This is a genomic window from Pseudomonas sp. NFX224, assembly GCF_048565165.1.
In the GTDB taxonomy this organism is placed as follows: Bacteria; Pseudomonadota; Gammaproteobacteria; order Pseudomonadales; family Pseudomonadaceae; genus Aquipseudomonas.
On sequence record NZ_CP183416.1, the window covers coordinates 6,380,278 to 6,404,975 of the forward strand.

At 59.7% G+C, this 24,698-nt stretch carries 23 protein-coding genes; 9 read left to right on the forward strand and 14 right to left on the reverse strand.

All coding sequences use genetic code 11. The annotated features are described in order from the left end of the window. The first annotated feature begins 60 nt into the window (after positions 1 to 60). Complete coding sequence (locus tag ACNYC6_RS29305) at positions 61 to 1,203, forward strand: glycerate kinase (RefSeq protein ID WP_419710353.1); 1,143 nt, start codon at positions 61 to 63, stop codon at positions 1,201 to 1,203. Between the two features lie 124 nt (positions 1,204 to 1,327). On the opposite strand, the gene ACNYC6_RS29310 is transcribed toward ACNYC6_RS29305, so the two are convergent. Further along, positions 1,328 to 1,687, reverse strand: a complete 360-nt coding sequence (locus ACNYC6_RS29310; protein ID WP_419710354.1) for a DUF6124 family protein — start codon at positions 1,685 to 1,687, stop codon at positions 1,328 to 1,330. A gap of 415 nt (positions 1,688 to 2,102) precedes the next feature. Here ACNYC6_RS29310 and ACNYC6_RS29315 point away from each other — a divergent pair, with 415 nt between their 5' ends. The 3 genes from ACNYC6_RS29315 to ACNYC6_RS29325 all read left to right on the forward strand — a co-directional run bounded on the left by ACNYC6_RS29315 (position 2,103) and on the right by ACNYC6_RS29325 (position 6,202). Continuing rightward, positions 2,103 to 3,290, forward strand: coding sequence for a pyridoxal phosphate-dependent aminotransferase (locus ACNYC6_RS29315; protein ID WP_419710355.1), 1,188 nt, complete (start codon positions 2,103 to 2,105; stop codon positions 3,288 to 3,290). Between the two features lie 133 nt (positions 3,291 to 3,423). Next, positions 3,424 to 3,798, forward strand: coding sequence for a hypothetical protein (locus tag ACNYC6_RS29320; protein ID WP_419710356.1), 375 nt, complete (start codon positions 3,424 to 3,426; stop codon positions 3,796 to 3,798). Positions 3,799 to 4,000: 202 nt separating this feature from the next. Next, positions 4,001 to 6,202, forward strand: coding sequence for an autotransporter outer membrane beta-barrel domain-containing protein (locus ACNYC6_RS29325; RefSeq protein WP_419710357.1), 2,202 nt, complete (start codon positions 4,001 to 4,003; stop codon positions 6,200 to 6,202). A 470-nt stretch (positions 6,203 to 6,672) separates the two neighbouring features. On the opposite strand, the gene ACNYC6_RS29330 is transcribed toward ACNYC6_RS29325, so the two are convergent. From ACNYC6_RS29330 to ACNYC6_RS29350, 5 genes are all read right to left on the reverse strand, one after another. Next, the gene (locus ACNYC6_RS29330) at positions 6,673 to 7,281 is read right to left on the reverse strand and encodes a LysE family translocator (protein WP_419710358.1); all 609 of its coding nucleotides are present in this window, start codon (positions 7,279 to 7,281) and stop codon (positions 6,673 to 6,675) included. A 38-nt stretch (positions 7,282 to 7,319) separates the two neighbouring features. Then, positions 7,320 to 8,174, reverse strand: coding sequence for an AraC family ligand binding domain-containing protein (locus tag ACNYC6_RS29335; RefSeq protein WP_419710359.1), 855 nt, complete (start codon positions 8,172 to 8,174; stop codon positions 7,320 to 7,322). Between the two features lie 76 nt (positions 8,175 to 8,250). Continuing rightward, positions 8,251 to 8,892: a DUF1345 domain-containing protein gene (locus ACNYC6_RS29340; RefSeq protein ID WP_419710360.1), complete on the reverse strand. Its 642-nt coding sequence runs from the start codon at positions 8,890 to 8,892 to the stop codon at positions 8,251 to 8,253. 118 nt (positions 8,893 to 9,010) lie between these two features. Further along, positions 9,011 to 12,109 carry a multidrug efflux RND transporter permease subunit gene (locus ACNYC6_RS29345; protein WP_419710361.1) on the reverse strand — a complete coding sequence of 1,033 codons (3,099 nt, stop codon included), beginning with the start codon at positions 12,107 to 12,109 and terminating at the stop codon, positions 9,011 to 9,013. A 15-nt stretch (positions 12,110 to 12,124) separates the two neighbouring features. Next, complete coding sequence (locus ACNYC6_RS29350) at positions 12,125 to 13,282, reverse strand: efflux RND transporter periplasmic adaptor subunit (RefSeq protein ID WP_419710362.1); 1,158 nt, start codon at positions 13,280 to 13,282, stop codon at positions 12,125 to 12,127. A gap of 229 nt (positions 13,283 to 13,511) precedes the next feature. Between ACNYC6_RS29350 and ACNYC6_RS29355 the strand changes: the two genes are divergently transcribed. Continuing rightward, positions 13,512 to 14,213, forward strand: a complete 702-nt coding sequence (locus ACNYC6_RS29355; protein WP_057714693.1) for a response regulator transcription factor — start codon at positions 13,512 to 13,514, stop codon at positions 14,211 to 14,213. A gap of 4 nt (positions 14,214 to 14,217) precedes the next feature. Continuing rightward, on the forward strand, positions 14,218 to 15,534 hold the full coding sequence (locus ACNYC6_RS29360) for an ATP-binding protein (protein WP_419710363.1): 1,317 nt from the start codon (positions 14,218 to 14,220) through the stop codon (positions 15,532 to 15,534). Here the strand turns inward: ACNYC6_RS29360 and ACNYC6_RS29365 are convergent. Genes ACNYC6_RS29365 through ACNYC6_RS29375 form a run of 3 tightly spaced genes read right to left on the reverse strand, consistent with a single transcriptional unit; the run spans position 15,523 to position 17,369 of the window. After that, positions 15,523 to 16,284, reverse strand: coding sequence for an anti-sigma factor family protein (locus ACNYC6_RS29365; protein ID WP_419710364.1), 762 nt, complete (start codon positions 16,282 to 16,284; stop codon positions 15,523 to 15,525). The genes ACNYC6_RS29360 and ACNYC6_RS29365 overlap by 12 nt on opposite strands. Further along, positions 16,281 to 16,781 carry an RNA polymerase sigma factor gene (locus ACNYC6_RS29370; protein ID WP_419713037.1) on the reverse strand — a complete coding sequence of 167 codons (501 nt, stop codon included), beginning with the start codon at positions 16,779 to 16,781 and terminating at the stop codon, positions 16,281 to 16,283. Before ACNYC6_RS29370 ends, ACNYC6_RS29365 begins: the two co-directional genes overlap by 4 nt. A gap of 54 nt (positions 16,782 to 16,835) precedes the next feature. Next, complete coding sequence (locus ACNYC6_RS29375) at positions 16,836 to 17,369, reverse strand: tetratricopeptide repeat protein (RefSeq protein ID WP_419710365.1); 534 nt, start codon at positions 17,367 to 17,369, stop codon at positions 16,836 to 16,838. 297 nt (positions 17,370 to 17,666) lie between these two features. Between ACNYC6_RS29375 and ACNYC6_RS29380 the strand changes: the two genes are divergently transcribed. Continuing rightward, positions 17,667 to 18,479 carry a crotonase/enoyl-CoA hydratase family protein gene (locus ACNYC6_RS29380; RefSeq protein ID WP_419710366.1) on the forward strand — a complete coding sequence of 271 codons (813 nt, stop codon included), beginning with the start codon at positions 17,667 to 17,669 and terminating at the stop codon, positions 18,477 to 18,479. Positions 18,480 to 18,486: 7 nt separating this feature from the next. Next, a complete protein-coding gene (gene nudC / locus ACNYC6_RS29385; RefSeq protein ID WP_419710367.1) occupies positions 18,487 to 19,317 on the forward strand; it encodes an NAD(+) diphosphatase in 831 nt (276 codons plus the stop codon). On the opposite strand, the gene ACNYC6_RS29390 is transcribed toward nudC, so the two are convergent. The 4 genes from ACNYC6_RS29390 to ACNYC6_RS29405 form a co-directional block, all read right to left on the reverse strand. Next, the gene (locus ACNYC6_RS29390; RefSeq protein ID WP_419710368.1) at positions 19,285 to 20,064 is read right to left on the reverse strand and encodes a TSUP family transporter; all 780 of its coding nucleotides are present in this window, start codon (positions 20,062 to 20,064) and stop codon (positions 19,285 to 19,287) included. The two genes, nudC and ACNYC6_RS29390, sit on opposite strands and share 33 nt — an antisense overlap. Positions 20,065 to 20,166: 102 nt before the next feature. Further along, entirely contained in the window at positions 20,167 to 20,706 is a 540-nt protein-coding gene (locus tag ACNYC6_RS29395) for a hypothetical protein (protein ID WP_419710369.1), read from the reverse strand. Positions 20,707 to 21,056: 350 nt separating this feature from the next. Then, a complete protein-coding gene (locus ACNYC6_RS29400) occupies positions 21,057 to 21,533 on the reverse strand; it encodes a DUF1348 family protein (RefSeq protein WP_419710370.1) in 477 nt (158 codons plus the stop codon). 56 nt (positions 21,534 to 21,589) lie between these two features. Next, entirely contained in the window at positions 21,590 to 22,153 is a 564-nt protein-coding gene (locus ACNYC6_RS29405; RefSeq protein ID WP_419710371.1) for a TetR/AcrR family transcriptional regulator, read from the reverse strand. Between the two features lie 216 nt (positions 22,154 to 22,369). Here ACNYC6_RS29405 and pssA point away from each other — a divergent pair, with 216 nt between their 5' ends. Beyond that, positions 22,370 to 23,713: a CDP-diacylglycerol--serine O-phosphatidyltransferase gene (pssA, locus tag ACNYC6_RS29410; protein ID WP_419710372.1), complete on the forward strand. Its 1,344-nt coding sequence runs from the start codon at positions 22,370 to 22,372 to the stop codon at positions 23,711 to 23,713. Positions 23,714 to 23,849: 136 nt separating this feature from the next. Here the strand turns inward: pssA and efeO are convergent, their stop codons facing one another. Continuing rightward, complete coding sequence (efeO, locus tag ACNYC6_RS29415) at positions 23,850 to 24,674, reverse strand: iron uptake system protein EfeO (RefSeq protein WP_419710373.1); 825 nt, start codon at positions 24,672 to 24,674, stop codon at positions 23,850 to 23,852. Between the last annotated feature and the right edge of the window lie 24 nt (positions 24,675 to 24,698).

Genomic DNA, 24,698 nt, shown 5'->3' on the forward strand with positions numbered 1-24,698 from the left:
GACCGGCGTTATTGTGTGTGTCGGCTGGCAGCATGTGGGCATTGGAACTGGAGAATTCCCATGAAAATCGTGATCGCCCCCGATTCGTTTAAAGACAGCCTCAGCGCACAAGGTGTGGCCGATGCCATCGCCCTTGGGTTGGCCGAAGTCTGGCCTGATGCGCAGTTGATCAAATGCCCGATGGCCGACGGCGGGGAAGGGACCGTCGAGTCGATTCTGGCGGCGTGCGATGGCGAGCTGCGCCGCACTGAGGTTCGCGGGCCATTGGGCGCCACAGTGAATGCCGCATGGGGCTGGTTGCCCGACAGCCACACCGCGATCATCGAAATGGCCGAAGCCAGTGGTTTGCAGTTGGTGCCACTGGCTCAGCGTGATGCCTGCGTCAGCAGCACCTTCGGCACCGGCGAGTTGATACGCGCAGCGCTGGATGCCGGCGCGCAACGGGTGATTCTGGCCATCGGCGGCAGTGCGACCAACGATGGTGGCGCCGGGGCCATGCAAGCCTTGGGGGTGAAACTGCTCGACGCTCAAGGTCAGTCACTCGCTCCGGGCGGTTTGGCCCTCGGACAATTGGCGCGCATCGACCTCAGCGACATCGACTCGCGTCTGGCCGATGTGCGTTTCGATATCGCCGCCGACGTCAACAATCCACTGTGCGGCCCCCACGGTGCCTCGGCGATTTTCGGTCCGCAAAAAGGTGCGTCACCTGAGCAGGTCCAGCAATTGGATCGCGCCCTCGGACACTTTGCCGAGCACTGCGCAAGCGTTCTGGAAAAGGACGTGCGCGACGAACCGGGCAGTGGCGCGGCGGGCGGTTTGGGGTTTGCCGCCAAGGCGTTTTTGGGTGCGCAATTCAAGGCCGGTGTTGAGGTGGTGGCCGAACTGGTGGGCCTGGCTGATGCGGTCAAAAATGCCGATCTGGTGATCACAGGCGAAGGGCGTTTCGATGCGCAAACCCTGCGCGGCAAGACGCCGTTTGGCGTGGCGCGTATCGCGCGGCAGCACGGTGCGCCGGTCATCGTCATCGCCGGGACGCTGGGTGAGGGTTATCAGGCGCTGTACGAGCATGGCATCGATGCCGCGTTCGCGTTGGCGAGCGGGCCGATGACGCTGGAGCAGGCGTGTGCTCAGGCACCGCGTTTGCTGCAAGAGCGGGCGAGTGATGTGGCGCGGGTTTGGCGGGTGGCCAGGCGCCAAAGCTGATTGACCTGTGGCGAGGGAGCTTGCTCCCGTTGGGTCGCGTAGTGGCCCCAAAAAAGAAGGCCTGCTACGCAGTCCAGCGGGAGCAAGCTCCCTCGCCACAAATTATTCACCACTGAGACCGCAACTACTGCGGTGGATCAATCTGATCCAGCACCCGATTCGCCGTGATTTCCGCCAGCATCACGCTGTTGGAAATGCCCAGCAGCGCATTGCGTGATTCACCGTCCAGGTGATCAACCAACTGATGGACCATCACATCCACCGAGGCCAGGGTCTCGACTAAATAAACGGCCAGGGTTTCGAGCGTCACCTCAGGGTCGACGGTGAAGAGGGTGCTGACGGTGCGCGGTGTGGCTTTGATGTCGGCGGTTGAGGGGAAGTGAAAGTCGAGGGCGCGTTCGGCGGCTTCGTTGAGCTTTTCTGAATCGAGTTCGTACGGGGAGGCTGGATCGGTGTTCGGCGGGTTCGGTGATACTTTGGACATATGCTTGCTTCTCTGATGGGGTGCCAACCCTCTTGCTGCGAAACGAGAAGGAGGCAGCTGTGCGCAGGTTAGCTGACCGGGGAAGCGAGCAAAGCTGGCGCGCCCGAAGGCGTCCTGCGCACAGCCACCATCAAGTGCAGGCATGGGAATACCTGACTAACAGGAGCTTATGCACCTTACTTACAACCCCGAGTTGCTAAACCCGATCACTGTTGAGCAGTGACACGAATCAAGTTACCGAGGGCCTCCAAAGCGCACAAGCCGGCGAATTCTGGCGTACCCGTAGGCAACGGCGCCAATTCTTGTGGCTTTTAGGAAGTAACCTTAAACACCATTAAACAATGACTTACGGGGTGGCGTGTTTGGCGATTTAAGATAGGGTTGTCGCAAGGAAACCGCGCGACAGGAGAACCGCATGCGCTACTCAGCCTTGACCCAACGAATCGCCGGTGATGGAGCGGCGGCCTGGCAGATTCACGATCGAGCGCTTGAGTTGCGCGAGCAGGGTGTCGATGTACTGCTGCTGTCGATTGGCGACCCGGATTTCGACACGCCAATACCCATCGTCCACGCGGCCATCGACAGTTTGTTGGCCGGCGACACGCACTACCCGGCAGTGCGCGGCAGCCAGGGTTTGCGCGCCAGCATTGCCCGGCGTCATCAGCAACGCAGCGGTCAAACAGTGGACGCCGAGCATGTGATTGTGTTCCCCGGCGCGCAATGCGCGGTGTATTCGGTGGTGCAATGCCTGCTCGATCCGGGCGACGAAGTACTGGTCGCCGAACCGATGTACGTGACCTACGAAGGCGTGTTCGGCGCCTGCGGGGCGAAAGTGGTGCCGGTGCCGGTGCGCTCGCAGAACGGTTTTCGGGTTGATCCTGCGGATGTCGCGTCACGGATCACGCCGAAGACCCGTGCCATTTTACTCAACAGCCCGAACAATCCTTCCGGCGCCAGCCTGCCGCTGACAACCTGGCAAGCGCTGGCCGCATTGTGCATTCGCCATGACTTGTGGCTGATCAGCGACGAGGTCTACAGCGAGTTGCTGTTCGAGGGCGAACACGTCAGCCCCGCGAGTTTGCCGGGTATGGCCGAACGCACCGCGACCATCAACAGCCTGTCGAAATCCCACGCCATGAGCGGCTGGCGGGTGGGCTGGGTGATCGGGCCGAAACCCTTGTGTGAACACTTGGTGAATCTGTCGCTGTGCATGCTGTTCGGCATTCCGGATTTCATCCAGAACGCCGCGCAATTGGCCCTCGATAATCACCTGCCGGAAGTGGCGCAGATGCGTGAGGAATATCGCCTGCGCCGCGACCTGGTGTGCGCCAGCCTGAATCTGTGCCTTGGCATCCGGGCGATTCGCCCCGATGGCGGCATGTTCGTGATGGTCGATGTGCGCCCCACCGGGCTTTCGGCGCAGCATTTTGCCGAGCGATTGCTGGAAGGGTATGGCGTGTCGGTACTGGCCGGCGAAGCCTTCGGGCCGAGTGCGGCGGGGCATATTCGCATCGGTCTGGTGGTGGACCGGCCGAAGCTGGCGGATGCCTGCCGGCGCATTGCGTTGTGTGCGGAGGACGTGCTCGAGGAACGGCGGGCCTGAGGTTTCCTGTCTTTAGTTGAGTGCTTGAACATCCGATAACAAACCCTTGTGAACGCCTTCCCACTGAGCAAAAAAATGCGGGGACCTGTCAACTTTACAGTATCGCGTTGTTGCTTTATTCGCTCGAGGTCCAGTGATCGAGCAGAGCGAAGGGACAGTGTTTTTCTCACCCGATATCTCGATCTGCCAGACAGACTTGGTGGCCATTGCGTGTGCAAGGGCCGAAGTATTGTTCATGGGAGAACGACGTCATGACGAGTTACGCAGCAAGAAAAAATTACCCGCTTGGAGTCAACGCGAACCTGGGCGTTATGGCTCGACGAGCTTCGTCGAGCCGGATGTCAGTGCTGTAACGAAGCCTGGAAATCCACCCGGCCTGCTCCCTCGGGAGTTTCCGGATGCCGAAACCGTAATACTCCAGATTGCGAGTGCCGGCATCGGAAACACAGGTGGTGCTCTCGGCGGGATCGGGAACTTGTGTCATTCCCTGACCTTGGCAATGGCCTGAAAGCAATGGTTTGGGATACACGGCATGCAAGTCGTTGCTTTGGACTGAGGTGGGTCTAGGTAATAAATCCTACAAAGGTTTAAGGAGACTCCTGCATATCAGAAAGTTGTTTCTGGATACCTTGCGTCGCCTTGTAGTACGGAACGTCCCGGTGTGTAGGGGTGTTCCGGACTTTTATCGTCCAGATACCGTGGAGTCTGTTATGGCTGTTTGCCCTTTGTTCACCTTGAATCCTGTGTCACGTATGTTGCGACTTCTTGCCATCGCGCCCTTGTTGATGATCAGCGAACAAGGCATGTCCGCCGTTCGCACGATCAATGGCACCACACTCGATATCGACGGCAGCGTCAACTTTGATAGCTATCGATTGATCAACGGCGCGACCCTGAACGGGAACAACACCGTTACTCAAGACATTCAGGTGACCCAGTCGACTTTGAATCTGGTCGGAAGCCAAGCTCAGGGGGGCGCAGCCACCGGTGTCGCCTTGAACGCCAGCAACGCAACCATCAGCGGCAGCACTATCAGCAGCAACCGGATTGGCCTGGTGCTCAGTCACGATGCCGCCAATACCCAAGGCTCTACAGCGCAAGTGAGCGGCAGCACCATCACCGGTGGGCAAAACGGTGCAACGGTCAACGCGCTGAGCACGTTGACTCTGACGGGCAGTACGGTGACGGGAACCAGCGCAGCGGGCTTGCGTGTGTTTAACGGCACGGTCAACGCCAATGACAGCAGCATTGTCGGGGGCAAGAGCGGTGTTCAATTCAATTTCGATCCGGCGATTGATGCGCCTGGCACGCTGAACCTCAGTGGCTCGAACGTTACTGGGCAAGATGGCTCGGCCATTATTGTCGATACCCTGAACGCCGGGAGCGTATCGGCCAATATCGCCGTACTGAATGGCTCAACCCTGACGGGCAGCAATGGCGTATTGATGGAAGTCGTCAATGGTGCTGAAGGTAATCTGCGTGTTGGAAACAGTCATCTGGTGGGCGATATCGTTGCCGATGGCACCAGCACGGCCAATGTCACCCTGGAAAACGCCGCAACCCTGACCGGTCGCCTCGACAATGTGCAAAACCTGGCAGTCAACAGCGATGCCCTTTGGGTAATGGTTGGCGATGGCAGTGTCGAAAACCTGGCCTTGAACGACGGTGGCGTACAGTTCGGCAACCCTGGGGAGTTCTTCAAGCTCTCCGTGGGAACGTTGTCGGGCGAGGGCGGCACGTTCTACATGCACAACAACTTCACCACCGGCCAGATCGATACCCTGACCGTCACCGGCAATGCCAGCGGCAACCATACGATTGCGCTCGACAGCAGCGGCACTGAACCCACGGCGGCGGGATCGACGGCGGTCGTGCATATCGGCTCGGGGGATGCGACGTTCAAACTGGCGGGCGGCGCTGTCGACCTCGGTGCGTTTTCCTATGACCTGATCAAGCAGGGCAACAACGACTGGTTTCTCGATACCGCTACTAAAACCATCAGCCCGGGCACTCAATCGGTGATGGCGCTGTTCAATGCCGCGCCTACCGTTTGGTACGGTGAACTCAGCACTTTGCGCAGTCGCATGGGCGAAGTGCGCATGGACAACGGCAAGGCCGGCGGCTGGATTCGCGCGTACGGCAACAAGTTCGATGTCAGCGCCAGCTCCGGTGTGGCTTACCAGCAAACCCAGCAGGGTCTGTCGTTCGGTGCCGATGCACCTATGCCAATCGGCGATGGCCAGTGGCTGGTGGGGTTGCTGGGTGGTTACAGCAAGTCCGACCTGGACATGGCCCGTGGCTCCAGCGGCACGGTAGATAGCTACTATTTGGGGGCCTACACCACTTGGCTGGATGAACCGAGCGGCTACTACTTCGACGGCGTGCTCAAGTTCAACCGCTTCCAGAATGAGTCCGACGTACGACTCAGCGACGGCACAAAGGCCAAGGGTGACTACGACAACAATGGTGTCGGTGCATCGCTGGAATTCGGCCGGCATATCAAGTTGGCTGACGACTACTTTGTCGAGCCTTTCACTCAGTTGTCGGGCGTGGTGGTGCAGAGCGCCAGTTACGACCTGGACAACGGTTTGTCCGCAGAGGGCGATCGCGCGCGTTCCTTGCTCGGCAAGGTCGGTGCCACCGCCGGACGCAATTTCAATCTGGGTGAAGGCAAGGTCGTGCAACCGTACCTGCGGGCGGCTTATGTACACGAGTTCGCCGAGAACAATGATGTCGAGGTCAACAACAACCCGTTCAAAACCGATCTTTCCGGCTCCCGAGGTGAGCTGGGAGCGGGGGTCGCCATGACCTTGACCGACAAAGTCTCGTTGCACGCTGATGTTGATTACAGCAATGGCGACAAGATCGAGCAGCCGTGGGGTTTCAACGTGGGTGCTCGCTACAGCTGGTAATCGAAGTTGTGCAGTGACCAGCGAATACTGTCGGGTACGGGCATTGATGGCCGTACCCGGCGCTCCCGAAAACGGAGCTGGGTGTCGATTGCGCTCGGGGTATGTTGACTCACTGAGTCTCCGGCGTTCGGCACCCGGCGCAGGAGAACGTCATGTCTTCAGAGCTGGCCGTTGTGCCACTGCCAGCACCGACCACGAACCCGGCGCCTTTGGCTGATGTCGCGGGAGGGGAAATCAACATGCTGCATCGCGTTGCTCACTTGGGACGAGCCCTACGCAAGGTGCGACGTGTGCCCCAATGTCCATGGCTATGAGGTATCCGGTTCCGACATGGTGCCCATCAACGTGGCGCGGCCGCACTGGCGCCCGGAAAGAGGTACCGTGCAAAAGTCTGGGCGAGGAGTGTCGCAGGCGGATTATCGGCTCCGGCGACCACAACGTTCACTGCAGGCTAAGCAGCCTTTTGCCGATCACGCCAGCACGCTCAACCAGGCCGAACACAGCAGCAACAGTGCCATGCAACCATTGAACCGTTGTATCGCACGGGGCGAGCGCAACCAGCGACCGGAGCCTGCGCCGAGCAATGCCCAAACCCCGAGGCAAGGCAAGGAAATCAGGAAAAATGCCAGGGACAGGCAGATCACATGGGCGAAGCGCTCTTCACCTGCACCCGCAAACACACTCACCACCGCCAGCGCCATCATCCAGGCTTTCGGGTTGATCCATTGCAGGCTCGCGGCGCCGATCCAGCCGAGGCGGGATTCGGTGTCCTGAACGGCAATGGCCTCGACCGGCGCACGGAAAATCTGCCAGGCCAGGTAACTCAACCACGCCACGCCGGCCCATTGCATAAACGTTTGCAGCCAGGGCCATTGCATCAATGAAGAACCGGCGCCAGTGCCCACCAGCAGCACAAGCGTCGCAGCGCTGGCACAGGCGCCAAGGATGATCGGGAGGGCAGCAGCCAGTCCGTATCGGGCGCTGTTGCTCAACACGAGAATGTTGGTCGGGCCGGGGGTTATCGCCGCGACAAAGGCAAACATCAGGAAGGGCAATAGCGTTGGGAATGAGGACAGCATGGTGGGCAAACTCCGGTGAAGATCAGTGAGTGCGATCTTCACAATCCCGGCGTCTGGCTGTCTGGAAGGTTTGAGCAACGTTTGCGATACAGCGCCGGCGTCAGACCGTAGGCGCGCATGAACCAGCGGCCCAAATGGCTCTGGTCAGCAAAACCCAGTGCCATTGCCACGGTCGCCGGTTGTTCGCCACGGGCCAGCATCCGCCGCGCCGTGGCCAGGCGCAATTGCACCAGATAGGCGTGGGGCGCGATGCCGTAAGCCGCTTTGAAAGCGCGGGTCAGCCGGAAGCGATCGACACCGGTGACGGTGGCCAGTTGATCGAGGCCGATGTCCAATTGAGCATTGGCGTGCAGGTATTCCCGTGCCTTTTGTGCCACCAGCGGCAGGCGAGGATCTTCGCCGTAGCGGGTGCGCCAGTGCAGGTGGCTGGTCAGGCGTTCGAGCAGTCCGTCGAGGGCAGTCTGGCGGACGATCTTCAGTTCACCGCCGTGCAGGGCCTCAAACGCCAGGCTGGTGGCGTGGGCCAGGCGCGAATCGCTGGCCAGGGTGTTGGCGAAACTCAGCTCGCTGTTGTCCGGAGCGTTGTCGAATACGGCGCCTAACTCGCGCCGCAACCACTGCGGGTCGAGGTACAACATGCGATAGGTGAAACCGCCTTCGGTCGGCGCTTCACCGTCGTGGATGTCGCCTGGTTCCAGCAAAAACACTTTGCCCGGCGTGCTTTGGTGTTTGGCCCGCCGACAGTTGAACTGCTGTACCCCTTGCTCGGTGACGCCCACCAGATAGCTGTCATGCCAGTGCGGGTCGTAGGCATGGCCTTCGAAATGCGCGCGCAGGGTCTCGATGCCGGTGTTGGCGTCCTGGGTCAGGTCGATCCAGTTGTGAGTGGTCATGCGGCACCTGTGGGACGGATTGCCTGACTATTTAACGCCCGCACCGAGGGTGATGCCTAGAACGTTTGTGCAGTCTTCAGCCGAACAGTCCTGCGGCGATGTTGATCGAGAACCCGAGAATGGCGGTGTTGAACAGAAACCCGATCAACGACTGTGCCAGCACGATCTTGCGCAATTCCCGAGTCGCCACGCCAACGTCCGAGGTTTGCACCGCCACGCCGATGGTGAACGAAAAGTACAGGAAGTCCCAGTAGTTGGGCGTCGTCAAACCCTCGGCAAACCGCAGCGCCGGTTCCTTGCCCTCCCAGGTGTAGAACAGCCGTGCGTAGTGCACGCTGAAAATGACCCCGATCAGCAGCCATGAACCGATGACGGTCAGGGCGGTGAAGCCGTAATGCAAAAGCTTGCGCGTGGTGTCCAGGTCTTTGCTGCCGGCCAGCTCGAAGGTGATGGTCGCCAGGCTGGCCAGTGCCGCAATGCACACCAGCGCCAGCACCAGCCCGGCGTTTTCGTCTTCGATTTCGGCGATGCGTTTCACGTCAGGCGCTTTCGAGCGCACGGTGAGCCAGAGCATCAGCAGCAGGTAGATCCAGACGCCGGCATTCCAGCCGATGAGGACCTTGCTGATGGGCGATTCGGCCGGAACCAGAAAGCCTGCCGCGATGCCAAGGAGGATGGCGGCAGACAGGCGCGGGTGGGTGCGGGTGAGAAAGGACATGAAGGCTCGGCGGGTTGGGGCTTTGCAATCACCTTAGCCCAGGTGACCCCAATCTTGAAATCACCGAGATCCCCTTGTAGGAGCGAGCAGGCTCGCTCCTACAGGGACCAGTGTGTGGTCAGGTGTTTCTGTGGCGCTTGCGCACCAGTTTCATCACCACCACAAAGAACACTGGCACAAACACCACGGCCAACGTCGCCGTGATCATCCCGCCAATCACCCCGGTGCCGATGGCCTGCTGGCTCGCCGAGCTGGCGCCGGTGGCGATCGCCAGCGGCACCACGCCAAGGATGAACGCCAGCGAGGTCATGACAATCGGCCGCAACCGTAGGCGCGCGGCTTGCAGGGTGGCGTCGATCAGGTCGTGGCCTTCGTCGTACAAGCTCTTGGCGAACTCGATGATCAGGATCGCGTTCTTCGCCGACAGGCCGATGATGGTGATCAACCCGACCTTGAAGAACACATCGTTGGGCATCCCGCGCAAGGTCACGGCCAGCACCGCGCCGAGTACACCGAGCGGCACCACCAGCAGCACCGAGGTCGGGATCGACCAGCTCTCGTACAACGCCGCCAGGCACAGGAACACAATTAACAGCGACAGCCCCAGCAGGATCGGCGCCTGACTGCCGGACAAGCGTTCCTGCAACGACAGGCCGGTCCATTCCTGGCCCAACCCCGCTGGCCCCAACGCCACCAGTCGTTCGATTTCCGCCATGGCTTCGCCGGTACTGTGGCCAGGTGTCGGTTCGCCGGAAATGCTGATCGCTGGATAGCCGTTGTAGCGGGTCAATTGTGCCGGGCCTTGAATCCACTTGGCCTGGACGAACGCCGACAGCGGCACCATTTTTCCGTTGTTGTTGCGTACGTGCATTTTCAGCAGATCTTCCACCTGACTGCGTTGATCGCCTTCAGCCTGCACCACAACACGCTGCATCCGCCCCTGATTGGGGAAGTCGTTGATGTAGCTTGAACCGACGGCGGTGGACAGCACGCTGCCGATGTCGGCAAAGGACACGCCCAAGGCATTGGCCTGTTTGCGGTCGACGATCAGTTGCACTTGCGGCGCTTCGGCCAGGGCGCTTTCGCGCACGTTCATCAGGATCGGGCTCTTCTCGGCGGCTGCCAGCAACTCGGTGCGCGCCAGCATCAACGTGGCATGGCCGAGACCTCCACGATCCTGCAAACGGAACTCGAAACCGCTGGACGTGCCGAGACCATCCACCGGTGGCGGCAGGACGGCGAAGGCCATGGCGTCCTTGATCTGGCTCAGGGCGATGTTGGCGCGGTCGGCAATCGAACTCGCCGAATCATCGCTACCACGCTGCGACCAGTCCGTCAGCGTCGAGAACGCCAGCGCCGCATTCTGCCCGCTACCGGAGAAGCTGAAACCGAGAATCACCACGCTGTCACCGACACCCGGCTCGCCGGCGTTGTGTGCCTCAATCAGCTCGGCCACTTGCACCGTACGGTTTTTGGTCGCGCCCGGTGGCAATTGAATGTCGGTGATGGTGTAGCCCTGGTCTTCCACCGGCAGAAACGAGGAGGGCAGGCGTACGAAACACAGCCCCAAGCCGACCAACAGCACGCCGTAGATCAGTAGATAACGGCCGGTGCGCTTGAGCGCATAGGCGACCCAGCCTTGATAGCGGTCGGTCAGTTGCTCGAAGCGACAGTTGAACCAGCCGAAGAAACCGGTTTTCTCGTGATGCTCGCCCTTGGCAATCGGCTTGAGCAAGGTCGCGCACAGCGCCGGGGTCAAGGTCAGTGCGAGGAATGCCGAAAACAGGATCGAGGTGGCCATCGACAGCGAGAACTGCTGGTAGATCACCCCGACCGAACCCTGCATGAACGCCATCGGAATGAACACCGCCACCAACACCAGCGTGATGCCAATGATCGCCCCGGTGATCTGCTTCATCGCCTTGCGCGTAGCGTCTTTGGGCGACAGACCTTCAGTGGCCATGATCCGTTCGACGTTCTCGACCACCACAATCGCGTCGTCCACCAGGATGCCGATGGCCAGCACCATGCCGAACATGGTCAGCACGTTGATCGAAAAACCTAGGGCGAGCATCGTCGCGAAAGTGCCCATCAGCGCCACTGGCACCACCAGCGTCGGGATCAGCGTGTAACGGATGTTTTGCAGGAACAAAAACATCACCGCGAACACCAGCAACATCGCCTCAAAGAGGGTGTAGACCACTTTGGTGATCGAGACTTTGACGAAGGGCGAGGTGTCGTAAGGAATCTTGTATTCGACGTTCGCCGGGAAGTAGCGCGACAGCTCATCCATCTTCGCCCGCACCAGCGTCGCGGTGTTCAGGGCATTGGCCCCCGGCGACAATTGCACGCCGACGGCGGTCGACGGCTTGCCGTTCAGGCGCGTGGAAAACTGATAGTCCTGACTGCCGATCTCGACCCGCGCCACGTCGCCGATGCGCACGGTGGAACCGTCGGGGTTGGCCTTGAGCACGATGTCGGCGAACTCTTCAGGCGTCGACAGCTGACCCTTGACCAGAATGGTCGCGGTGATTTCCTGAGTGATGCGGCTCGGCAAGTCGCCGATGCTGCCGGCCGAGACCTGGGCGTTCTGCGCGACGATTGCAGCGTTGACGTCGGCGGGCGTGAGGTTGAAACCAATCAGCTTCTGCGGATCGATCCAGATGCGCATCGCCCGTTCAGCGCCGTACAACTGCGCCTTGCCGACACCGTCCAGACGCTTGATTTCGTTCATCACGTTGCGCGCCAGATAGTCACTGAGCGCCACGTCGTCGAGCTTGCCGTCGCTGGAGGTGAGGGTGATCAACAACAGGAAGCCGGCAGAGACTTTCTCCACCTGCAAACCCTGTTGGTTCACCGCTTGCGGCAGGCGCGACTCCACGACTTTCAGGCGGTTCTGTACATCGACCTGAGCCATTTCCGGATCGGTGCCTGGCTGGAAAGTCGCCTTGATCGTGGCGCTGCCGAGGCTGCTTTGCGATTCGAAATACAGCAGGTGATCAGCGCCGTTGAGTTCTTCCTCGATCAGGCTGACCACGCTCTCGTCTACGGTCTGCGCCGAAGCGCCGGGGTACACGGCGTAGATTTCGATTTGCGGCGGCGCCACGTCGGGGTACTGCGCCACCGGCAGTTGCGGAATGGCCAGGGCGCCGGCCAACAGGATGAACAGGGCGACCACCCAGGCAAACACCGGGCGGTCAATAAAGAACTGCGGCATAAACAAGCGTCCTGCTTACTGACCAGAAACCTGGGCGAGGGGAAGAGGGGAGTCATCGATCTGCACTTTCTCGCCGGGGCGGGCGTGTTGCAGGCCTTCGGTGACAATGCGATCGCCGGGTTTGAGGCCGTTGGTCACCACCCAGCGGTCGTTCTGCACCGGGCCCAGTTCGACCGGTTGCTGACTGACGCGCTGCTCGGCGTCGAGCACCAGCACTTGCGCGATGCCGGCGCTGTCACGCTGGATCGCCCGTTGCGGCACGCTGATACCTTGCTGATTGACCGCTTGCTCCAGGCGCACGCGCACAAAACTGCCGGGCAGCAGGTCGAGGTCCGGGTTGGGGAATTCGCTGCGCAGAATGATCTGGCCGGTGCCCGGATCGACGGTGATGTCGCTGAACAACAGTTTGCCGGGCAACGGATAGAGGCTGCCGTCGTCCTGAATCAGCGTGGCTTTGGCCTGGCCTTGGCCGACTTCTTTCAGCTGGCCGGAACGGAAGGCCCGGCGCAGGTCGTTGAGTTCGCGGGTCGATTGGCTGAGGTCGGCATGAATCGGGTTCAGTTGCTGGATCAGCGCCAGTGGCGTGGTCTCGTTCTGTCCGACCAGTGCGCCTTCGGTGACCAGCGCCCGGCCGATGCGACCGGAAATCGGTGCGATAACCGTGGCATAGCCGAGGTTGAGTTTCGCTCGTTCTACGGAAGCTTTATTGGCGGCAACATCGGCGGCCGTCTGGCGCACCATGGCCCGGGCGTTGTCGTAGTCCTGCGCGCTGATGGCTTTGTCATCGATCAGTTGGGCGTAGCGTTGCGCTTGCAGTTTCGCCTGGAACGCGTTGGCCTCGGCCTTGCGCAACGCCGCTTCGGCGCTATCGAGGTCAGCCCTGAACGGCGCCGGGTCGATGCGGAACAAAACGTCGCCTTTTTTTACGTCGCTGCCTTCGCGGAAGGTGCGCTGCAGGACCACGCCAGCCACCCGGGCGCGCACTTCGGCGATGCGCGGCGCGACGATGCGCCCGCTCAATTCACTGCTGATCGACAGCGGCCGGGCTTCGATGGTTTCGACGCGAACGCTGGCCAGCGGCGCCTGTTCTTCGGCAATGGAGGACTTGTCGCACGCACTCAGCGTTAACGCCAGTGCCAACAGGCTGAGCCCGGCAAGCAGATTCTTTGACATGAATGACCCCAATAATGACCCCCAGCATCCTACTGGGCGTCGGCGAGGGTAGCGGTGAAGCTTTGTAGGCGCTGTGTGAAATTGTGTAAGGGTTTTACTCAGGTGTGTGTGAGGGCGTATATCCTTCAGACCTTGAATTTTATTGCGCCTGTTAGATAGCCATCGCGAGCAGGCTCGCTCCTACAGTTGAAATGCGGTCCCCTGTGGGAGCGCTCTCTGGAAACACCCCATGCCCAACATCCTCCTGGTCGAAGATGACACCGCCCTCGCCGAACTCATCGCCAGCTACCTGGAACGCAACGGTTACTCCGTCAGCGTGATCGGTCGTGGCGATCATGTGCGCGAACGGGCGCGGCTCAATCCGCCGGACCTGGTGATCCTCGACCTGATGCTGCCTGGCCTCGATGGTCTGCAAGTCTGCCGCTTGCTGCGCGCCGATTCGGCGACACTGCCGATCCTGATGCTCACCGCCCGCGACGACAGCCACGATCAAGTGCTCGGCCTGGAAATGGGCGCCGACGACTACGTCACCAAACCCTGCGAGCCGCGGGTCTTGCTGGCGCGGGTGCGTACCTTGTTGCGGCGCAGCAGCCTCAGTGAACCGCAGACCGCCAACGACCGCATTCTGATGGGTAACCTCTGCATCGACCTGTCCGAGCGCACGGTGACTTGGCGCGGCCAATTGGTCGAGCTCTCCAGCGGCGAGTACAACCTGCTGGTGGTGCTGGCCCGGCATGCCGGCGAAGTGCTGAGCCGCGACCAGATCCTGCAACGCCTGCGCGGTATCGAATTCAACGGCACTGACCGCTCGGTGGACGTGGCGATTTCCAAGCTGCGGCGCAAATTCGACGACCACGCGGGTGAAGCGCGCAAGATCAAGACCGTGTGGGGCAAAGGTTATTTGTTCAGCCGTTCCGAGTGGGAATGCTGATCTGATGTTCAGAATCCTCTTTCGTCTGTACCTGGTGACCATCGTCTCGTTCAGCGCGGCGATTTATTTAGTGCCGGACCTGGTGATCAAGGTCTTCCACGAGCGCTTTATAGCTTACAACCTCGATTATTCCCGAGGCCTGCAAACCCTCATCGTCAAGCAGTTCAAAGCCGTGCCCACCGAACAATGGCCAACGCTGGCGGTGGAAATGGACAAGGAGTTCGATCCGCTGCACATCGTGCTCAGTGGCAACGACGATGCCGGACTCTCCCCCGACGAACAGCAGAAATTGCAGCGCGGCGAGAACGTGGTCCGCGTCGGCGACTGGGGCTGGCGCACGTTGGCGGTGGCGCCGCTGAACGAGCAGACAGTGGTGCAAATGGTGGTGCCGCCGGACCCGATGGACGTCAGCCTGTTGTACTGGAGCATCAACGTGCTGATCGGCGCGACCCTGCTCGCGTGCCTGTTGCTGTGGCTGCGTCCACACTGGCGTGATCTGGAGCGCCTGAAAAGTGCGGCCGAACGCTTTGGCAAGGGCCACTTGAGCGAACGCACGCAGATTGCGCCGAGTTCCAATATCGGCAGCCTGGCCAACGTCTTCGACACCATGGCCGGCGATATCGAAAACCTGCTGAACCAGCAGCGGGATCTGCTCAACGCGGTCTCCCATGAACTGCGCACGCCGCTGACGCGCCTGGACTTCGGCCTGGCGCTGGCCCTGTCCGACGACTTGCCGGCCACCAGCCGCGAGCGCCTGCAAGGCCTGGTCGATCACATTCGTGAACTCGATGAGTTGGTGCTGGAGCTGCTGTCCTACAGCCGCCTGCAAAACCCGGCGCGGGTGCCGGAACAGATCGAAGTGGCGCTAGACGAATTCATCGACAGCATTCTGGGCAGCGTCGATGACGAGCAATCGCCCGAGATCGTCATCGACGTGTTGCTTCACGGTCAGCTCGAACGTTTCAGCCTCGACCCAAGGCTGACCGCCCGCGCACTGCAAAACCTGCTGCGCAACGCCATGCGTTATTGCGAAAAACGCATTCAGATCGGCGTGCAGGTGTGCCCCAAAGGCTGTGAAATCTGGGTGGATGACGACGGCATCGGCATTCCGGATGGCGAGCGCGAGCGGATTTTCGAACCGTTCTATCGCCTCGATCGTAGCCGCGACCGAGCCACCGGCGGGTTTGGCCTGGGGCTGGCGATCAGTCGGCGGGCACTGGAAGCGCAGGGTGGCACATTGACGGTGCAAGCCTCGCCGTTGGGTGGGGCGCGGTTTCGTCTATGGCTTCCTACACCCGCTACAGGTCATTCAGGTGTTTAGTCGGCCGCGCAAGGATTTGGCCATGCTTTCCAGGTCGGTCAAGGAATTGCGCCCGATCAGCATCCAGGCATGTTGCATGTCGGCCCAATAGACGATGTTCATGCCATGTCGGCGTTCCCGGGCAAAATGCCGGCTGCCGCTGTCGGAGCGGGTGATGCACAGCGCCAGCGGGCCGTGCACGGGATCGAGGTAAGTGATCTGGGCGATGGGCACGCCGTCGTACTCGAGGATTTGCGCGCGCTTGAGTTCAGCGCGTGGCAAGGCCAGCTGTGCGGGAGCAAGCTTCAGGTCCAGGCTGGTCTCGATCGTGCGCAATTGCGTGCGTTGGGCGGTTTCGTCGTTGGGCAAGTGGTCGAGCGTCTGAGGAATGTACAGCACCATGTAATCGGCCACCAATTGGCGCCAATTCTCCTCTTCCTGACTGGCCTGCCAGCCGAGGAACAGGCGATCCGCCAGTACACCGCTCACCACCAGGCCCGCTGCCGCCGCTAGGAACCAGCGCCGATTGAGGGCCGGGCGAGCCGGCGCGGGCAGGGTGTCGAGCATGGCTTGCAGGTGGTCGACGGGGGCCTGTCGCCCCAACTCATCGTAGGCGGTCTTGAAGGGCAGGCTGCTGCGGTTGAGCCATTGCAGGCGCAGGCCGAGCATCGGGTCTGCGGCGACGGCTGCGTCGATGCGCTTACGCTGTTCGGTGTCGAGTTCGTTGTCGAGGTACGCCACCAGTTGCTCGTCAGTGGGGTTCACGTTCATCGACGTTCTCCGGTCGTGGAGGGGTTCGGTACCGCTTGCAATGGCGGATACTCGGCCAGTTTTGCCCGGGCAGTGGCCAGGCGACTCATCACGGTGCCGATGGGCACTTGCAGCACTTCGGCGACTTCGCGATAGGACAAACCTTCGACATAGGCCAGAAACACCGTCTCGCGTTGGGTTTCCGGCAGCGCATCGACGCGACGGATGACTTGCGCCGCCATCACATGGGTTTGCGCTGCATATTCACCGTCGAACGACAACACCTGTTCACCCTCTATCGTGCCTTGTCCGGAACGCACCCGACGCGCTCGTATTTCATTGAGCCAGATCGAATGCAGAATGCTCATCAGCCAATGGTCCATGCGCGTGCCCGACTCAAACTGCGCAGCCCGTTCCAGTGCTCGCACGCAAGTGGCCTGCACCAGATCTTCGGCGACATGCCTTTGTCGGGACAACAGCAACCCGTAACGCCACAAACGCGCCAGATGTTGGCCCAGTTCCGCCCGTATTGCCTGATCGCTGGCGATAGCGACCTCCGCGTGTCCGATAAGTCAGGTTTTCGATGAGCCGTTGATGGCCTCGGCCAGGTCCTGGTATTCCTCGCAGGTGGTGTTGCCACAGATCGATTTGATCTGTTGCAACTGTTCTTGCGCAAGGTCCAGTTGTCCTTTGATCACGTAGGCTTCACCCAGGTATTCGCGTACTTGCGCATAGTGAGGGTCGAGTTTCACCGATTGCAGGTAAAAACCGATGCCTTCGTCGGTGCGCCCCAGTTTACGCGTGGCGTAGCCGCGATAGTTCAACGCCTTGGCGGTGTTTGGCTCTTTGAGTGTATCGAGCAGTGCCAAGGCTTCTTCATAGCGCCCGTCCTTGGCCAACTGATAGGCGTAATCGGTTCGATCGGTGTCCGAGACGTGTTTGCTGGTTTGTTTGACGCATTTCTGCGCCTTGGTATCGAACACCTGATCTCTGGGACACTGCGGCTTGGCGGGCGTGTCTTCCTCGCCATTGGCCCAGGCCTGTGAACCGGACAGCACGACAGCAAGCATCAACGGTGCCGTAAGAATCGAAAAGCGGCTATTCATGGGTAAAGCTCCACGGGTGTCAGGGTTGGGGCATCGAACGGACCGAATGAATTGAGTGCTGGTGACTGTCAAAACGAGAACACGCCAGCGTGAACATTTATTCATTTATTTGTGCTGTTCTACCTAAGGAAAGCTCAAATCGAAGGGTTATGCTCGTTGGCATTCTCGATGGGCTTACGGCGCCTACAAAACCTCGGCGGGAGCAGTCCCGCATTTGGCCGAACCACTGCCTTACTGCCGGCCTCGATGCCTTGTTATAGTTCGGGCCTCTTTTTTGCACGGTAAAGGATCACTAGCATGTCTCAATACACCGCGTTCAGCGTCGAACTGGTCGATAAAATTGCTTATGTGCAGATCAATCGCCCGGAAAAGATCAACTCGATGAACGCCGCGTTCTGGAGCGAGATCGTCGAGATTTTCCAGTGGATCGACGACACCGACGACGTGCGCGTGGTGGTGCTGAGCGGTGCCGGCAAGCATTTCTCTTCGGGCATCGACCTGATGATGCTGGCAGGCCTCGCCAATGAAATGGGCAAGGACGTCGGGCGCAATGCGCGCCTGCTGCGCCGCAAAATCCTGACCCTGCAAGCGTCGTTCAACGCCGTCGACAACTGCCGTAAACCGGTGCTCGCGGCCATTCAGGGTTATTGCCTGGGCGGTGCCATCGACCTGATTGCTGCTTGCGACATACGTTACGCCGCCGAAGATGCGCAATTCTCGATCAAGGAAATCGACATCGGCATGGCCGCCGATGTCGGCACACTGCAACGCTTGCCGCGGATCATCGGTGACGGCATGCTGCGTGAACTGGCTTACACTGGTCGCACCTTCGGCGCCGAAGAAGCGCGTGGCATGGGCCTGGTCAATCGCGTCTACAGCGACACCGCCAGCCTGCTCGACGGCGTCATGGGCATTGCCCGCGAAATCGCGAGCAAGTCGCCGATAGCCGTCACCGGTACCAAGGAAATGATCAGCTACATGCGTGATCATCGCATTGATGACGGCCTCGAATATGTCGCCACCTGGAACGCCGCCATGTTGCAATCCACTGACTTGCGCGTGGCCATGGCCGCCCATATGAGCAAACAGAAACCCGAATTTCTGGATTGATTGAAAAATGACCTCACGCTGGACCACTGCAGTACTGGACACTGATCAACCCGGCGGCTGGGCCGTGGCACGCAGCCCGGAAGGCTTCTTGTTCGATGACAACGGCGCGCTGTTTCCCCGTGAATGGCTCAAGCGCCAGGACCTGTCGGTTCTTGCCGAACATGGCATCGGCCACCTCGACGGCGAGCCGGTGTACTTGCTGGAGTTGCGCAGTCACAGCGAAGTGCCGGGCTGCAACTGGAAAGGCTTGCGCGCGTTCATGCTCGAAGGCGATCACACGCTGTACAAGGTGCTCGGTTACGCGGCGCAAATCGGCACCTGGGCGCGTGAACACCGTTTTTGCGGTAACTGCGGTCAGGCCATGACCCAAGTGCCGCGCGAACGGGCGATGTATTGCCAGCCGTGCGATATGCGCAGCTATCCGCGGATTTCGCCAAGCATGATCGTACTGGTGACCCGTGGCGATGAAGTGCTGCTGGCGCGCTCGCCGCGCTTCGTCACCGGGGTCTACAGCACGTTGGCGGGGTTTGCCGAACCGGGTGAATCAGCTGAGGACTGCCTGATTCGCGAAGTGCGCGAAGAGGTGCGGATTGAGGTCAAGAACATCCAGTACATGGGCAGCCAGTGCTGGCCGTTCCCGCATTCGATGATGCTCGGCTTCCATGCCGAATACGCGGGTGGGGAGATTGTCTGCCAGGAAGACGAGATCGAAGACGCCCAGTGGTTCAACGTGCACGAGCTGCCGCCGTTGCCCGCGTCTCGCTCGATTGCCCGTTACCTGATCGACGTCTACGTGGCGCGGCGTTTAGGCCACGCTGAACCAGTGTTGCCAGGCTAGCCGCACGGTCAGCCCCAGCACCACGGTGATGAACACCGGACGAATGAATTTCGCGCCGCCGCTGATGGCGGTGCGCGCGCCGAAGAAGGCGCCGACCATCAAAGACGAGCCCATGCTCAAGCCGATGATCCAGTCCACCTGACCGGAAAAAATGAAGATCGACAGCGCTGCTGCGTTGCTGACGAAGTTCATGCTGCGCGCCACGCCACTGGCCTTCACCAGATCGATGGGGTAAAGCAACAGGCTGCTGACGGTCCAGAACGCGCCGGTGCCGGGGCCCGCCACGCCATCGTAAAAGCCAAGGCTGAAGCCCTGGGTCGATTGCCACTTTTTCTTGATCGGCGCGTTGCTGTCCAGCGGCGCTTTGGGGGTGCCACCAAACAACAGGTAAACGCCACAGGCGAAGACGATCACCGGCAACATCTTGTTCAGCCATTCCGCCGGCAGGTAATGCGCAACCACCGCACCGGTCAGTGCACCGACCAGCGTGCCGACAATCGCGTGAACCCACTGTGCCGGGTGGAACAGTTTGCGTCGGTAGAAGGTGAAACTGGCAATGGCCGAGCCGAAGGTCGAGCTGAGTTTGTTGGTGCCCAGTACCAGGTGCGGCGGCAACCCGGCAGTGAGCAGGGCCGGGGTGGTCAACAGGCCACCGCCGCCGGCAATGGCATCGATGAAACCGGCAACGAAAGCGACCGCGGCCAGAATGGCCAGGGTGGTGAGGTCAACACTGAGTTCGAAAGGCATGGAATCGACTTGAATAGCGGGGAAGAGCGGGCCGCCATCATATCCATAACCCGCGATCCCTGCGACTCGGATTGTCTTCAGGGAGGCTGGCTGTGCGCGAAATCATGCAGGCATTAAAAACTGTATATCGTCGAGGTAGTAAGGCCCCTTGTTGCCAAATGGATCATTTGGAATAGCCAAGTGAACATCCACGTGCTGATAACCTGGTTGAAGAGTGCCCTCAACGGTAACCAGTTTATTTTGCGGTCCTACATAGATCAATCCGGACCAGGCTTCCGATTCTCCGTCGATTGGCGACGTTGCCCAGATGGTGTAGACGACGAACGCATTAACCAGTGGATCACTATTTTCCCTTGCGCCCGTGATGTGCACACGTCGACTTTTACTGTCTATCAACGGGACCGCCTCGGGAGCCTGGATATTGAAACTAAACCTGAAGTCCCCTGGCGCTGTTTTGAAAGGATCAGACGCCAGGTTTTGCCCCAGGGTTCTGCCACCGCTCAATCGAGCGACATAGTTAAAGTCCCTGAGCTCGACTGACATAGGCGTGTGATGGTTGTTTGCCGTCCAGTGGCTGAAGTCACCGGTACTGAAGTTACCATTCACAAGGTAGTTCTTGCTCTTGGTCTTGTTCTTGCTCATGTTATGTACTCGATCATCGCTTTAACCGGGAAAGTCCTCGGTGTGCGGCAATGATGGGATACATCCATGCCTGCAACTACTGTCACAATTGACAGTGGGTAAGAGTATTTGGCAATTAAAAGAACATCTGGCTGATGTCTTAATGAAAAAAATGTTTTGGTGCGCGCAATGACGTCAGATGTACTGACTGGGTAGATCGCAATTGTCGCCTGTTACCCCCCGGATAAAAAAGTTGAAAGCCATGTTGCTGAAGGTGATCTGGCATCATCGACCAACGACAATGTCTTCAACGGGGCCAATCACCTCCAGCGTGCTGACAAACCAGGCAGCGGTCTGCCATTGAATCCGAATTACAGTCCCAGATCCGACAAGCCCGGATGATCATCAGGGCGACGGCCCAGTGGCCAGTGGAACTTGCGCTCGCTTTCCTTGATCGGCATATCGTTGATGCAGGCAAAGCGATTGGCCATCAAGCCGTTCTCGTCGAATTCCCAGTTCTCGTTGCCGTAGGAACGGAACCAGTTGCCCGAATCGTCGTGCCATTCATAGGCGTATCGCACAGCTATACGGTCGCCGGTAAACGCCCAGAGTTCCTTGATCAGGCGATAGTCCAGTTCCTTGGCCCACTTGCGCGTCAGGAAACCCTTGGCTTCTTCACGGTTGTAGGCGAACTCGGCGCGGTTACGCCATTGGGTGTCCAGGGTGTAGGCCAGCGACACACGTTCCGGGTCTCGGGAGTTCCAGCCATCTTCGGCCAGGCGTACTTTTTCGATGGCCGACTCACGGGTGAACGGCGGCAATGGCGGGCGAACTTCGGCGTTGGACATTTCAAATCTCCGAATCAATTAAAGTGGTAAGCAAGTTGTCGAGCTTGATGAAGTTGCTACAGGTCCAATAACTTTCGCGCCATGCATTGCGCATTATCGGCGGCACTGTGATCACCCATGACAAGCGCCACGGTAATGGCACCATCGATCAGGATCAGCAGCTGCTTGGCCAGCAACTGCGGATCTTCGGCACCATGTTCGGTACACAGCTCGCACACGTAGTCGAGCAGCTTCTGTTTGTGGTCCTTGGCGACCAGGCGAACCGGGTCTTGCGGGTCGCCGGTTTCGCCACTGGTATTGATGAACGCGCAGCCGCGAAAACCTTCGGAGGTGAACCACGAATTGAGCACGGTGAACAGGTTGAGGAGCCGGTCGGCCGGGGTTTCGGCCCGTCCGACTTCGCTTCTGTACCAGTGCATCCAGCGTTGGTCACGGCGTTGCAGGGCCGCGACGGTCAGCGCCTCCTTGTTGGCGAAGTAGCGGTAGATGCTTTTTCTGGAGACGCCGGCGGTTTTCACCAGAAGATCCATGCCCGTGGCGGCGATGCCACTTTTGTAGATCAACTTTTCGGTGACATCCAGAATGATGTCGCGTGTGTCGGAGCTATTGATTTCGTTCATGCGATCAACAGTAGAACGAACGTTCTCCTTGGTCAATTATTTTTTTGCGGTGTTAGATAAATTGCCATCGCCAGCAGGCTGGCTCCCACAGATGTACGCCTTCCAAATGTGGGAGCCCGCCTGCTGGCGATGGGGCCATAACAGACAGTAACAAGACCCGAACCGATCCATGGTGTAAGCTCTCAAACTCTCTGGATTCGACCCATTGCGAGCCCTATGCCGTCGCTTTTCAAACGCTCCCTGCTGCCCAAACTGCGCAGTTTTCCGCTGACCGCCGATGCCGTCACCATCCTCTCTGGCGCTGCCGAGTTCCGTCGTTGCCTGCTGGAAAAAATCGCCAGCGCCACCCAGCGCATCTATATCGTTGCGCTGTACCTGCAACAGGACGAGGCGGGCCAGGAAATTCTCGATGCCTTGCACGCGGCCAAACGGGCGCGTCCGCAACTGGAGGTGGCGGTAGTCGTTGACTGGCTACGCGCCCAGCGCGGTTTGATCGGTGCCGGCAAGCAACCGGGCAACTCGGCCTGGTATCAGGAGATGACCCGTACCCACGCAAGTGAAGTGCCGGTGTATGGCGTCCCGGTGCAAACCCGCGAGCTGTTCGGCGTATTGCATTTGAAGGGTTTTGTCATCGATGACTGCGTGATCTACAGCGGTGCGAGCCTGAATAACGTTTACCTGCACAAGTTCGACAAGTACCGCTACGACCGTTATCACGTGCTGAACAACCGTGCGCTGGCCGATTCCATGCATCACTTGGTTCAGCACGGTCTGGTGGCTTCCAAAGCGGTGCATCGCCTCGATTTGCCGAACTTGCCGACCACCCGCAGCCTGCGCAACGACATCGGCGATCTGCGCAGCCGCCTCAAGCATGCCGCGTATGACACCACCCAGGGTTCAACGGACAAGAACGGTCTGTCGGTCAGCCCATTGCTGGGCGTCGGCAAGAACAACCCGTTGAGCCGGGTGATTGGCGAACTGATCGGCAGCGCCCAGCATCAACTGACCATCTGCACGCCGTACTTCAACCTGCCACTGGCCGTGACCCGGGAAATCAACCGGGCGCTGGCGCGGGGTGTGAAGATCGACATCGTGGTCGGCGACAAGACGGCCAACGACTTCTACATTCCACCGAGCGAGCCGTTCAAGGTGATCTCGGCGCTGCCATACCTCTACGAAATCAGCCTGCGGCGCTTCGCCAAGCGCCATCAGCGCAACATCGACAGCGGCCAGTTGAACCTGCACCTGTGGAAGGAAGGCGACAACACCTATCACCTCAAAGGCATGTGGGTCGATCAGCGCTACACCTTGCTGACCGGCAACAACCTCAACCCGCGCGCATTTCGCCTCGACCTGGAAAACGCCTTGTTGATCGATGACCCGAAAGGCGAATTGCTGGGGCCACGTCGCACGGAACTGGCGGAGATTTTCCAGCACACGCGGCGCATCGAGCGTTATCAGGATCTGGAAACCTTGCCGGAGTATCCGGCGGGCGTGGCCAAGTTTCTCAAGCGTGTGAGCCGTGTGCGGATCGAGCGGTTGCTGTATCGCATTCTTTGAATGTGTGGCGTGGCCACTGGCGCAATCGCGAGCAGGCCCGCCCTCATGAGGTTTGTGTCGTTCACATCATTGAACTCAACACAAATCCACTGTAGTGAGCCTGCTCGCGATGAGGCCTTTTCAGACGCTACACAACTCAGTTCAAACCCAGCTTCCCACGCAACGTCGACAAATCCTCAGCCAGTGTATTCACCGGGCCGACCAGCGCCTTGCGGTCGTTTTCCTTCACTTTGTCGTAGGTCTCGAAACCGCCGTCTTTGGTTTTGTACTTGGCCAGAATAGTGTTCACCGTGGCGAAGTTCTTGTCGACTTTGGCAACGAATGCCGCGTCCTGCTTCTCGATCTGCGGACGGAACAGGTCGACGATTTTCTTCGCACCGTCGATGTTGCCCTGGAAGTCATAGAGGTCGGTATGGCTGTAGCGATCTTCTTCACCGGAAATCTTGGTGGCCGCTACTTCTTCCAGCAGTGCAGCAGCGCCGCCGACGACTTTTTCCGGCGGGAAGGTCAGGCCGGCGACGCGGGCTTGCAGGTCTTTGACGTCTTTGTTCAGACCGTCCGCCAGCTCGCCCAGGGCCTTGGTGCTGTTTTCCGAAAACAACGAGTATTCGATGCGATGGAAACCGGTGAAGTCTTCGGCTTTCACGCCTTTTTCGTGGTCGTCGACGCGGGAGTCGATGGACGCGTCGAGGTCACTGAACAGCTCGGCAATCGGCTCGATCGACTCGTAGTAAACCCGGGTCGGCGCATAGAGTTTTTTCGCGGTGGCCAGGTCACCTTGTTTCACCGCATCGGTGAACTGTTGGGTATGGTTGGCCAGTTCGTCCAGTTGCTCGGTGACGTAGATTTTGTAATCGGAAATCGGCTGCACCAATTCCAGCGGTGCCGTCGCCGCGAACGCGGCAAGCGGGGTGTTGAGCAAGCCTAAGGTCAGCATTAACGCCAGTGGCGACTTTTTCATGGGACGGCTCCGTGTTGTGGGTGT

Bases quoted from the DNA above. Each gene is read 5' to 3' on its own strand.
- pssA (WP_419710372.1), top strand. From the start codon at position 22,370: ATGCCGTCGCTTTTCAAACGCTCCCTGCTGCCCAAACTGCGCAGTTTT.
- ACNYC6_RS29315 (WP_419710355.1), top strand. From the start codon at position 2,103: ATGCGCTACTCAGCCTTGACCCAACGAATCGCCGGTGATGGAGCGGCG.
- ACNYC6_RS29365 (WP_419710364.1), bottom strand. From the start codon at position 16,284: ATGAACGTGAACCCCACTGACGAGCAACTGGTGGCGTACCTCGACAAC.
- ACNYC6_RS29390 (WP_419710368.1), bottom strand. From the start codon at position 20,064: ATGCCTTTCGAACTCAGTGTTGACCTCACCACCCTGGCCATTCTGGCC.
- ACNYC6_RS29380 (WP_419710366.1), top strand. From the start codon at position 17,667: ATGTCTCAATACACCGCGTTCAGCGTCGAACTGGTCGATAAAATTGCT.
- ACNYC6_RS29350 (WP_419710362.1), bottom strand. From the start codon at position 13,282: ATGTCAAAGAATCTGCTTGCCGGGCTCAGCCTGTTGGCACTGGCGTTA.
- ACNYC6_RS29305 (WP_419710353.1), top strand. From the start codon at position 61: ATGAAAATCGTGATCGCCCCCGATTCGTTTAAAGACAGCCTCAGCGCA.
- efeO (WP_419710373.1), bottom strand. From the start codon at position 24,674: ATGAAAAAGTCGCCACTGGCGTTAATGCTGACCTTAGGCTTGCTCAAC.
- ACNYC6_RS29355 (WP_057714693.1), top strand. From the start codon at position 13,512: ATGCCCAACATCCTCCTGGTCGAAGATGACACCGCCCTCGCCGAACTC.
- ACNYC6_RS29405 (WP_419710371.1), bottom strand. From the start codon at position 22,153: ATGAACGAAATCAATAGCTCCGACACACGCGACATCATTCTGGATGTC.
- ACNYC6_RS29395 (WP_419710369.1), bottom strand. From the start codon at position 20,706: ATGAGCAAGAACAAGACCAAGAGCAAGAACTACCTTGTGAATGGTAAC.
- ACNYC6_RS29360 (WP_419710363.1), top strand. From the start codon at position 14,218: ATGTTCAGAATCCTCTTTCGTCTGTACCTGGTGACCATCGTCTCGTTC.
- nudC (WP_419710367.1), top strand. From the start codon at position 18,487: ATGACCTCACGCTGGACCACTGCAGTACTGGACACTGATCAACCCGGC.
- ACNYC6_RS29400 (WP_419710370.1), bottom strand. From the start codon at position 21,533: ATGTCCAACGCCGAAGTTCGCCCGCCATTGCCGCCGTTCACCCGTGAG.
- ACNYC6_RS29340 (WP_419710360.1), bottom strand. From the start codon at position 8,892: ATGTCCTTTCTCACCCGCACCCACCCGCGCCTGTCTGCCGCCATCCTC.
- ACNYC6_RS29375 (WP_419710365.1), bottom strand. From the start codon at position 17,369: ATGAATAGCCGCTTTTCGATTCTTACGGCACCGTTGATGCTTGCTGTC.
- ACNYC6_RS29345 (WP_419710361.1), bottom strand. From the start codon at position 12,109: ATGCCGCAGTTCTTTATTGACCGCCCGGTGTTTGCCTGGGTGGTCGCC.
- ACNYC6_RS29330 (WP_419710358.1), bottom strand. From the start codon at position 7,281: ATGCTGTCCTCATTCCCAACGCTATTGCCCTTCCTGATGTTTGCCTTT.
- ACNYC6_RS29325 (WP_419710357.1), top strand. From the start codon at position 4,001: ATGGCTGTTTGCCCTTTGTTCACCTTGAATCCTGTGTCACGTATGTTG.
- ACNYC6_RS29335 (WP_419710359.1), bottom strand. From the start codon at position 8,174: ATGACCACTCACAACTGGATCGACCTGACCCAGGACGCCAACACCGGC.
- ACNYC6_RS29310 (WP_419710354.1), bottom strand. From the start codon at position 1,687: ATGTCCAAAGTATCACCGAACCCGCCGAACACCGATCCAGCCTCCCCG.